8 protein-coding genes are annotated in these 10,089 nt (G+C 62.3%); 4 read left to right on the forward strand and 4 right to left on the reverse strand.

Features of this window, described 5'->3' with window-relative positions:
• The first annotated feature begins 122 nt into the window (after positions 1–122).
• Positions 123–428 (forward strand): hypothetical protein, encoded by a 306-nt coding sequence (locus NW848_RS07710; protein WP_414508746.1) that lies wholly within the window; start codon positions 123–125, stop codon positions 426–428.
• 157 nt (positions 429–585) lie between these two features.
• Positions 586–2,115: an Asp-tRNA(Asn)/Glu-tRNA(Gln) amidotransferase subunit GatA gene (gene gatA, locus NW848_RS07715; protein ID WP_414402906.1), complete on the forward strand. Its 1,530-nt coding sequence runs from the start codon at positions 586–588 to the stop codon at positions 2,113–2,115.
• Positions 2,116–2,120: 5 nt separating this feature from the next.
• Here the strand turns inward: gatA and psb28 are convergent, their stop codons facing one another.
• From psb28 to gyrA, 4 genes are all read right to left on the reverse strand, one after another.
• Positions 2,121–2,435 (reverse strand): photosystem II reaction center protein Psb28, encoded by a 315-nt coding sequence (psb28, locus tag NW848_RS07720; protein ID WP_011430265.1) that lies wholly within the window; start codon positions 2,433–2,435, stop codon positions 2,121–2,123.
• Between the two features lie 171 nt (positions 2,436–2,606).
• Complete coding sequence (locus NW848_RS07725) at positions 2,607–3,791, reverse strand: glycerate kinase (protein ID WP_228375490.1); 1,185 nt, start codon at positions 3,789–3,791, stop codon at positions 2,607–2,609.
• An 86-nt stretch (positions 3,792–3,877) separates the two neighbouring features.
• Positions 3,878–4,273 carry a DUF760 domain-containing protein gene (locus NW848_RS07730; protein WP_011430263.1) on the reverse strand — a complete coding sequence of 132 codons (396 nt, stop codon included), beginning with the start codon at positions 4,271–4,273 and terminating at the stop codon, positions 3,878–3,880.
• A 190-nt stretch (positions 4,274–4,463) separates the two neighbouring features.
• Positions 4,464–7,019 (reverse strand): DNA gyrase subunit A, encoded by a 2,556-nt coding sequence (gyrA, locus tag NW848_RS07735; RefSeq protein ID WP_099812131.1) that lies wholly within the window; start codon positions 7,017–7,019, stop codon positions 4,464–4,466.
• A 301-nt stretch (positions 7,020–7,320) separates the two neighbouring features.
• On the opposite strand from gyrA, the gene NW848_RS07740 reads away from it, so the two are divergent.
• Together NW848_RS07740 and NW848_RS07745 are read left to right on the forward strand one after the other, a co-directional pair.
• Positions 7,321–9,018: a SulP family inorganic anion transporter gene (locus tag NW848_RS07740; RefSeq protein ID WP_414508745.1), complete on the forward strand. Its 1,698-nt coding sequence runs from the start codon at positions 7,321–7,323 to the stop codon at positions 9,016–9,018.
• A gap of 52 nt (positions 9,019–9,070) precedes the next feature.
• Complete coding sequence (locus NW848_RS07745) at positions 9,071–9,910, forward strand: DUF6671 family protein (RefSeq protein ID WP_414508744.1); 840 nt, start codon at positions 9,071–9,073, stop codon at positions 9,908–9,910.
• Positions 9,911–10,089 lie beyond the last annotated feature (179 nt).

The following is a 10,089-nucleotide window of genomic DNA, read 5'->3' on the forward strand; positions in this document are numbered from 1 at the left end:
TGTTTGGAAACAAACAGAATGCTATCGCTGCATAGTTGAACAGTGATGTTCAGCAATGTTCAGCGTAAATGTATCAGATTTAGGGTGGTAGGATTTCCTTGTTCTGTAGCGCCTTGGTAACCATGACACCTGAGCAAGAGCAGTGGCTGATTCGGGCCGTCCAGGAGTTGCAAGCTGCCCAGCAGAACCAGCAAGTTTTGATCCAAGAGCTGCGGGAAGGGCAGGCGATGCTGGCGCAGTTTTTCCGCGAGGCGCTGGATCGGTTTGATGCGCGCACCCGAGCCATTGAACGGCGCACGGAAGCTGTGGAGCGCCGCACCGAAGCTTTGGAACGGCGCACCGACGAGATGGCTCAAGAGATGAGGGAAATGCGGCAGGAGATCCGGGATCTGCGCCGCGATTTTCGCGATTTTTTAGAACGACGGTAGCCCCTCACCCCCGGCCCCTCTCCCTCAGGGAGCACTCCCTCACCCCCGGCCCCTCTCCCTCAGGGAGAGGGGAGTTAGTAGGGAGCCGCGCTGGATTACTCTAGAGGGAACTTTCACTGAGCTGGATCAGCCTTTTCCCTTCCTTGCGAGTTTGTCTATGTCTGTTATCCGTGCCCTGCATACCCAGTTGGTGAACAAGGAGCGCTCTGCTGAGGAGATCGCGCGCGAATACCTGGAGCGCCTGCAGCAACTGGAGCCGCAGCTGAGGAGCTTTATTACCGTGACCGAAGAGCTGGCCCTGCAGCAGGCTAGAGCGGTGGACGCCCGCATTCGCGCCGGGGAGACGATCGGCCCCTTGGCCGGGATCCCGTTGGCGGTGAAAGATAACCTTTGCACCCAAGGGATCCGCACCACCTGCGCTTCCCGGATGCTGGAGGGGTTCATCCCGCCCTACGAGTCGACGGTGACGGCGCGGCTGGCGGCTGCCGGCATGGTGACGGTGGGCAAGACCAACCTGGACGAGTTTGCCATGGGCAGTTCTACGGAAAACTCGGCCTTTCAGCGCACCGCCAACCCCTGGGACCTGACGCGGGTGCCGGGGGGATCCTCAGGCGGGTCGGCGGCGGCGGTGGCGGCAGACCAGGCGGTGGTGGCCCTGGGATCGGATACGGGGGGATCGATCCGCCAGCCGGCGGCCTTCTGTGGCGTGGTCGGCCTCAAGCCCACCTATGGGCTAGTCTCCCGCTATGGGCTGGTGGCTTTTGCCTCCTCTTTGGATCAAGTGGGGCCCTTTGGGCGCACGGTGGAGGACGTGGCCCTGCTGCTGCAGGGGATTGCCGGCCATGACCCCCTGGATTCCACCAGCCTCAAGGTGGAGATCCCGGACTACAGCCAGGCTTTGATCCCGGATATCAAGGGGTTCAAGATCGGCGTCATCCGCAACCTGCTGGGGGAAGGCTGCAGCGAGGAAACCCGTGCTGCTGTGGAAGCCGCCATCCAACACCTACAGGAGCTGGGGGCGGAGATCCTGGAGATCGACTGCCCCAGCTTTCGCTACGGCCTGGCCACCTACTACATCATCGCCCCTTCGGAAGCTTCTTCCAATCTGGCCCGCTACGACGGCGTCAAGTACGGCCTGCGGGAACCCGCCGACTCGCTCTTGGCTATGTACGGCAAAACGCGCGCCCGCGGCTTTGGGCCGGAGGTGAAGCGGCGCATCATGATCGGCACCTATGCCCTCTCTGCCGGCTACTACGACGCCTACTACCTCAAAGCCCAGAAGGTGCGCACCCTGATCAAGCAGGATTTCCTCAGGGCCTTCGAGAAGGTGGATGTGCTGGTCAGCCCCACCACCCCCACGCCGCCCTTCAAGGCGGGGGAGCGGGAGGATCCCTTGAGTATGTACCTGTGCGACCTGATGACGATCCCGGTCAATTTGGCGGGCCTGCCGGGGCTGAGCCTGCCCTGTGGCTTTGCCAACGGTCTGCCCATTGGCCTGCAGATCATAGGCAACGTCTTGCAGGAGAGCAAGGTGCTGCGGGTGGCCTATGCCTATGAGCAGAGCACCGACTGGCACAAGCGGCGACCTCCCCTGGGACAGCCCCCCCTTGAGCAGGCCCAGGGAACCGCTCAACAGCCCAAAGCCAAGAGCAAGTCCACCAAGGGGAGCAAAAAATCCAAAAGCTGAGCCCACTAGGCCATGCCCATCTGGTTGGCTGCCGAGAAGCGCTCCATGAAGCGCAGGAAGCGCTCCCATTCTGCTTCTGTTTCCATGTCGTAGATCACTTCCAAGGCCTTGAATTCCCCGTTCAAGAACTTGGCTTTGATGTTGCGGGTGGTCAGCTCCCCTTCCTCGTCGATCATCCGCATGCCAAGGATGCTTTGCGTGTCGGACTTCAGCTCCTCAAAGCGAAAAATGGCGGATCCCCGCTTGCCGGTTTTGGATTTCAGCAACCGCACCTGCGTTGGCACTTCTGGAATACCGGGAGAAAACTCAATAGTGGCCATAATTTTTAAAAAAACTCATTCAAGTCATTATAGTTGTTCCAAACACGATGATTAAGACACTTTGTCGCTGACCCAAGCGATCCCCGCCCCTAGCGGCCCTCACCCCCAGCCCCTCTCCCAAGGGGAGAGGGGAGCTGGAGATCGATGGATAAGCTGTTTCCCAGCCATTTGCTAGGTGGGGATCGGATCCCCGGCCAGAAACTTTTTCAACTCCCAAGCGGCCATCTGCTCCAGGTGGTAACCGGCCTGGCGCTGCGCCTCGGCCACATCCGGGATCCGGTCACAGAGGGCAGCAACTCTAATGGGAAGGGGTCGGGCGGCCAAGTCGGCCCGGGCTGCCGGGGTGGCCTGGCCACAGAGAATCAGCAGGGGCTTCTGGGCCACCATGGCCTGCTCCAGCACCGCCCCCACTACCTTGCCCATGCTGCTCTGTTCGTCAAGGCGGCCCTCGCCAGTTACCACCAGATCGCAGCGGCGGAGACGCTCCGGCAGGGCCAAGTGCTGGGCCAAGAGCTGGATCCCGGACTCCAGGGTGGCGCCCAAAAAAGCCACCAATCCTGCCCCCAGCCCGCCGGCGGCGCCGGCCCCTGGGATCCCCTCCACGGCCCGGCCCAGATCCCGCTCCACCACCCTGGCCCACTGCTGCAGTGCCTGCTCCAATTGCCGCACTTGCTGGGGAGTGGCGCCCTTCTGGGGGGCAAAGACGGCAGCCGCCCCCAACGGGCCAGTGAGGGCGTTCTGCACATCGCAGAGGCCGCGGATGCGCTTGCCTTGCCAAATGCGCTGTTTAGGTGGCTCGATGCGCGCCAGGCGGGCCAGCTCCCCTCCCCCCCAGCCGATGGGATCCCCGGCCCCATCCAAGAGGCGATAGCCCAAGGCCTGCGCCATCCCCGCACCCGCATCGACGGTGGCGGATCCGCCCAGCGCTATCCAAATCTCGGCGATGGGATCCCGGCAGACGGCCCGCAACAGCTCCCCCAGGCCATAGGTGGTGGTGCGGGTGGGATCCCGCTGCTCAGGGGGCACCAAGGTCAGGCCGGCCACCTGGGCTACTTCCAGCAGCGCCCGCTCGCCTGCCACCCCGTACTCGGCCCAGACGGGATCCCCCAGCGGGCCAGTGACCCACAGCCCTCGTTTCTCTCCCCCCAGCGCCGGCAACAAGGTCTCCAGCGTGCCCTCGCCCCCATCGGCCAGGGGGAGTAGCTCCACCTTGGCCTTCGGCAAGACCTGGCGGATGCCCCGGGAGATGCTCTCCGCTGCTGCCTTGGCTGTCAGGGATCCTTTGAAGCTATCCGGGCAGATCAAAACCCGCCGAGGTGGGCGGCTGAACTCAGATCCCTGGTCTGGTGAACCCATACCCAGCATCAGCCCTAAAACGTCCTCGGCGGCAACAGAGAGGATGGATTGAACTTGGCTGCGGGCCCGCAAGGCTGAGCCCGGAGCTATTGGGCACTGCCCCCCTCCGCTGTTGGAGGTTGATCCGGTGTTGAAGGTTGGGGAGAGGGGACGGCGGCGGATGAGTTGCCCAAAGACTGCTCCAGGGCCAGACGCTGCTCCATCACCCGCAGAAAGTAGCCACCCATCATCGCCCCGGAGAGCATTTTTGCCAAGCTCTCGCGGTTGGTGATGATTTGAACGCCAAATTGGTCTGGCGGCAAACTGCCCACCAAGCTGCGAATGTTGTGGCCCAAGATCTCCAGCACCTCCGGCGACGAGTTGCGGGCGATGTCTTGAAAAACGCTGGGATCCTGAGACTGCAGATATTGCCAGAGCCGGTTGTTGGGGCTGGGCGTTTGCGCGGCCTCAAAACCAGGAATGAAATTGATCGGGCTCGACATGGAGTCACCAAGCTCCCCAAACACAGCAAATCTAGCCCAACTCGGAGCTGTTGGCCCCATTCCTTAGGCCTTCGCAGCTCCGCCAATTGGGCTATGTCAAACCTAACACCCGAGCCTCGCCGCCTTCGGTACGGGATCCCACCCCTTTGAGGCGGCAAATGCCGTACCTCGGGAGGCGCCGCCTCGGAGATCAACCGTCGGCCTCGGGGATCCCCTCTGCCGGCTCCTCTTCAGCTTCCGCCGGATCCCTGATAAACGAAGCGGGCACCACCGTCACTCCTACAATGCTGTCCTCCGGATCCAAGCGCTGCACCAGCACCCCTGTCGCCTCGCGAGACTGAGTGGGGATGGCCTTGGCCAACTGGCGCATGACAATGCCTCTGGCAGTTACCAACAGGATCTCGTCCTCGGCATTGACGATGCGCAGGGCAGCCAGCTCATCCGACTCCTGGCGGAACTTAGTGGCGATCACCCCCTTGCCGCCCCGGTTTTGCCGGCGGAAGTGGTCGATGGCCGAGCGCTTGCCCCGCCCTTCTTTGGTAATCACCAGCACCCAGGGGTTGGCCAGCCTCTCCCCCTCTCGCTCAGCGGCCATCACCGACTCGGCAAAGATGATGTCCATGCTGACGATGTCGTCGCCGGGGTTGAGGGTGATGGCCCGCACGCCGCGGGTGGCTCGCCCCAGGGGGCGCAGTTGCTCGTCATCTGCCCGGAAGCGGATGCACATGCCCTGGCGGGTCGCCATAACCACATCGTCGCTGGAGCGGGCGCGGCGCACCCAGCGCAGCTCATCGTTTTCCTCCAGAGAGATGGCAATCAGGCCGTTGGAACGCACATTGGCAAAGGCGCTGAGGGCCGTTTTTTTGATGTAGCCCGCTCGGGTGAGCATCACCAAGTATTCGTCGTCGCTGAACTCGCTCACGGGCACCATCGAGGTAACCCGCTCTTCCCGAGTGATGGGCAGCAACTGGACGATGGCGCTGCCGCGGGCGGTGCGGCTCCCCTGCGGGATCTCGTAGGCGGGCAGGGTATAGACCATCCCCCGATCCGTGAAAAAGAGGATAGTGTCGTGGCTGCGACAGGCAAAAAACTGCTCGATGGCATCGTCGTCTTTGATGCGGGCGCCGGCCTTGCCGCGGGTGGCCCGCCCCTGCACCTGGAACTCTTCAAGGTCCATGCGCTTGATGTAGCCCTGCTCGGTGAGGAAGATGACCGTCTCGCGGTTCTCGATCAGATCGGCAACCTTGAGCTCACAGTCTTCCAGGCAGAGGCGGGAGCGGCGCGGGCTGGCAAAGCGGCTCTTGAGCTGCTGCAGCTCTTCGCTGATGATCTGCATCACCCGCTCCCGGCGGGCCAAAATATCCCGCAAATCGGCAATTTGCCTCACCAAGTCTTCGTGTTCGGCCTGGATTTTCTCCGCTTCTAGGGCGGTGAGGCGGCGCAGTTGCATCTGTAAAATGCCATCGGCTTGCGCTTCGCTCAGGCCCAACGTTGCCTGCAACTCAGCTCGGGCTGTGGCGGCATCGGCGGCTCCGCGGATGAGGGCGATCACCCGATCCAACTGCCCCAAAGCCAAAAGGTAGCCCTGCAACAGGTGATCCCGCTCTTCGGCTTTCTGCAGCTCGTAGCGGGTGCGCCGCTCGATCACCTCTGCCCGAAAATCCAAGAAAGCCTGCAGTGCGTCCCGCAGCGTCAGGGTGCGCGGCTCGCCGTTGAGGATGGCCAGCATGTTGACCCCGAAGTTGCTCTGCAGGGGGGTTTGCTTGTAGAGGTTGTTGAGCACCACCTGAGGCTGAGCATCCCGCTTCAGCTCGATCACCACCCGCATGCCCTCGCGGTCGCTTTCGTCGCGGATGTCGGCAATGCCCTCCAGTTTTTTCTCGTTGACCAGCTCGGCAATTTTTTCAATCATGGCTGCCTTGTTGGTTTGGTAGGGCAGCTCGGTGATGATGATGGCCTCCCGCGTCGGTCGGCCCCGCTGCTCGATGGTCTCCACCGTGGCCACCCCCCGCAAGGTGATGGAGCCGCGCCCGGTAGTATAGGCTTCGCGGATGCCTTCCTGGCCCATGATCAGCCCGCCGGTGGGGAAATCGGGGGCCGGGATCCACTGCATCAGCTCCAGGCTGGTCAGGTTGGGGTTGTGGATGAGGGCGATCAGGCCGTCCACCAGCTCTCCCAGGTTGTGGGGCGGGATGTTGGTGGCCATGCCCACGGCAATGCCAGAAGAACCGTTCAACAGCAACTGCGGGATCCGCGCCGGCAGCACCAGCGGCTCCTGCTGGGATCCGTCGTAGTTGTCGATGAAGTCGACGGTGTTGGCGTCGATATCCTGCAGCAGGGCTTCCTGGGCAAAAGCGGTGAGGCGGCACTCGGTGTAGCGCATGGCCGCCGGCGGGTCGTTGTCGATGGAGCCGAAGTTGCCGTGCCCGTCCACCAGGCGCTCCCGCATGGAGAAGTCCTGGGCCATGCGCACCAGGGCTTCGTAAACCGCCTGATCCCCGTGGGGATGGTATTTCCCGATCACATCCCCCACGACGCGGGCGCACTTGCGAAAAGGGCGATCCGCCGTCAGGCCCAGCTCGTGCATGGCGTAAAGGATGCGGCGATGCACCGGCTTGAGGCCGTCGCGGGCATCCGGCAGAGCCCTCCCGACAATCACGCTCATGGCGTATTCCAGGTAGGACTGCGCCATCTCCCGCTGCAGGTCGGTGGAGATGATGCGCGCGGTCAATTCGTTGTCGCTCATGGGTGGGGGTAGAGGTGAGGGATCCCGGTCGGCTTGGGCGCGGGCACGGTTCGAGGTTACAAAGCTGTCGCAGCAGCAATCGCCATTGCCGGCCAACGGTCGGCAACCCAGGAAACTAAAATAAAGTGCGCCTGCGTCTAGTCTACCATTGCCTTTTGCCGGGGCAGAGGGAGTTGCCCGGAGCCGCCCCCTGTCCCAAGGGGATCCCTGAAGACATTTATAGATAAAAATCTATCCTCTAATCGGGGCGTTATGGTAACGCTCAATGATAGGCTGCCTATAGCATTGAGGGCAGTGGGGCATGTTGGGCCAAGTGACGGGGCAAGGTGGGGGAGTGCTGGCTTGGCGTCGGCGTCTGAGCCTAGAAAACTGGCGTGGGGATCTCTTCGGTGGCCTGACGACGGCTATTGTCTCGCTGCCGATGGCCCTGGCCTTTGGGGTGGCTTCTGGTGCCGGGCCGGTGGCGGGCTTGTATGGGGCGGTGTGTGTGGGCTTTTTTGCTGCCCTGTTCGGCGGCACTCCCACCCTCATCTCCGAGCCCACCGGGCCGATGACTGTGATGATGACGGCAGTCATTGCCAAGGTTACCGCCAGCTATCCGAACCAGGGACTGGGGCCGGCCTTCACGGTGGTGATGGTGGGGGGCCTGTTTCAGGTGCTGTTTGGATCCCTGAAGCTGGGCAAATACATCACCCTCATGCCCTACAGCGTTATTTCCGGCTTTATGTCCGGGATCGGCTGGATCATGATTTTGCTGCAGATCCCGCCGCTATTGGGCCACGCCAGCCAGGGAGGAGTGATTGGGGCGGTGCAGAACCTGCCGACCTACCTGCTCAATCTCAAGATGCCAGAGCTGGGGCTGGGGCTGCTGACGCTTGCCATCCTTTTTGGCTATCCCAAGCCCTGGCGACGGGTGGTGCCGCCGCAGTTGGTGGCTTTGGTGTTGGGAACGCTGGTGGCCAGCTTGTTCATGGCCGATTGGGATTTGCGGCGCATTGGCCCCATCCCCACCGGCTTGCCCCAGGTGCAATGGCCGCAGTTGCCCTTTGCTTCCCTGGCCAGCTTGGTGTTGGACGGGGTGGTGCTGGGCATGCTGGGCTGTATCGACACCCTCTTGACGGCGGTGATTGCCGACAACCTCACCCGCACCCGCCACGACTCCGACCAAGAGCTGATCGGGCAGGGGATCGCCAACCTGGTCTCCGGCTTCCTGGGGGGCTTGCCGGGGGCGGGGGCGACCATGGGCACGGTGGTGAATATCCAGTCAGGGGGACGTACGCCCTTGGCGGGCATCACCCGCGCCCTCATCCTCTTGATGGTGGTGCTGTTTGCCGCTCCCCTCACCCAAGGGATCCCGATGGCGGTGCTGGCGGGGATCGCCTTTAAGGTGGGGGTGGATATCCTCGACTGGAGCTTCCTGAAGCGGGCCCACCGCCTCTCCCTCAAAGGGGCAGCCATTATGTACGGGGTGATGTTCATGACGGTGTTTGTGGATCTCATCGCTGCAGTGGGAGTGGGAGTGTTTGTGGCCAACTTGCTCACCATTCAACGCCTCAGCGAGATCCACTCCGAAGAGGTGAAAGCCATTACCGATGCCGATGATGCGGTGGATCTCACTCCCCGTGAGAGGGAATTGCTGCGCCAGGGCCGCGGCCAGGTGCTGTTGTTTTACTTGAGCGGCCCGATGATCTTCGGGGTTTCCCAGGCCATTTCCCGCCAATATCAGGCGGTAGCCTCCTGCCAGGCTTTGGTGGTGGACCTATCGGATGTGCCAATGCTGGGGGTTTCGGCGACCCTCTCCCTGGAAAATGCCATTCGCGAGGCCCTAGATCGCGGCAAACAGGTGTGGATTGTCGGCGCCAGAGGCCGCATCCGGCAGCGCTTGGAAAGCCTACGTTTGCCCCTGCCGGCGGAGCGGTTTGTGGAAAGCCGAGAGGCCGCTTTGGCCGAGGCCGTCGCCCACTTGGGCTTGGCGGCAAAACCCAGCCCCCTAGTTTGAGCCATCTCGACTGGCCCGAGGACAAAAGCTGTAGGCTTTTTGCAGCACCTCTATGGACTGGAAGGGTCGGATTGCCTACTTGGCAACCCTGCATCGCAAAGAGGAGGTGATTGCCCCTCTCTTGGCCGAGCATCTGGGGATCCAGGTGCAAGTGATACCTCTGGACACCGACCAACTGGGCACCTTCTCGCGGGAGCGGCCTCGGCCAGGGGATCCCCTACAGACTCTGCGCCTGAAGATTGCAAGGGCTTTGCAGGATCATCCTGAAGCTCTGGGCTTGGCCAGCGAGGGATCCTTTGGCCCCCACCCCCAGATCCCTTGGATCCCTTGGAACCAAGAATGGGTCATGCTCAGGGTTTTTGAACCCGGCGCGGAGCCCTTGGAGCTGGTCGGCTATGCAGAGAGCACCCAAACCAATTTCAGCCATCGCTGGGTGCAGAGCTGGGCAGAAGCGCTGGACTTTGCCCAAAGGGCGGGTTTTCCCCAGCACGCCCTGATCGCCCTCGACCAGCCAGAAAAGCCCCAGGTTATCCACAAAGGAATCCAAGACGAAGCTACCCTGAAGCAGGTGGTGGGGGAGCTGCTGGCTCGGCAGGGTGGCCTGCATCTGGAAACCGACATGCGGGCCATGTGCAACCCAACCCGGCTCCAAGTCATCGCAGCCGCCACCCAAAACCTAATCGCCAAAGCCCAAAGCCTGTGCCCGGCCTGCGGCACTCCTGGCTACTGGCAGATCCGCTCGGTCTCTGGACTGCCCTGCGGCCAATGTGGCGCCCCCACCCCCGTGGCCAAGGCTTGGGTATATGGCTGTGCTCGCTGTTCCCACACCCACACCGAGCCTGTGGCAGAGCCCTGGGCGGATCCCGCTCAGTGTGCCTTTTGTAATCCCTAGCTTTGTCCCAAGCTTGACGTCAAGCCCAGGCTTTCATCCCCCCAGAGGGGCTGATGTAAGAAAATAGGGATCCAACCCAGTGGATCCCTACTTAGCAACTTGGATGTCAGCGCAGGGATTTTAAGAACTAGAAAGTAAACACAGCTCGCAAAGCCCCCACGCCAATGGTTGGGTCGTTG

It is taken from the genome of Synechococcus sp. RC10A2 (genome assembly GCF_047502605.1).

Bases quoted from the DNA above. Each gene is read 5' to 3' on its own strand.
- NW848_RS07710 (WP_414508746.1), top strand. From the start codon at position 123: ATGACACCTGAGCAAGAGCAGTGGCTGATTCGGGCCGTCCAGGAGTTG.
- gatA (WP_414402906.1), top strand. From the start codon at position 586: ATGTCTGTTATCCGTGCCCTGCATACCCAGTTGGTGAACAAGGAGCGC.
- psb28 (WP_011430265.1), bottom strand. From the start codon at position 2,435: ATGGCCACTATTGAGTTTTCTCCCGGTATTCCAGAAGTGCCAACGCAG.
- NW848_RS07725 (WP_228375490.1), bottom strand. From the start codon at position 3,791: ATGGGTTCACCAGACCAGGGATCTGAGTTCAGCCGCCCACCTCGGCGG.
- NW848_RS07730 (WP_011430263.1), bottom strand. From the start codon at position 4,273: ATGTCGAGCCCGATCAATTTCATTCCTGGTTTTGAGGCCGCGCAAACG.
- gyrA (WP_099812131.1), bottom strand. From the start codon at position 7,019: ATGAGCGACAACGAATTGACCGCGCGCATCATCTCCACCGACCTGCAG.
- NW848_RS07740 (WP_414508745.1), top strand. From the start codon at position 7,321: ATGTTGGGCCAAGTGACGGGGCAAGGTGGGGGAGTGCTGGCTTGGCGT.
- NW848_RS07745 (WP_414508744.1), top strand. From the start codon at position 9,071: ATGGACTGGAAGGGTCGGATTGCCTACTTGGCAACCCTGCATCGCAAA.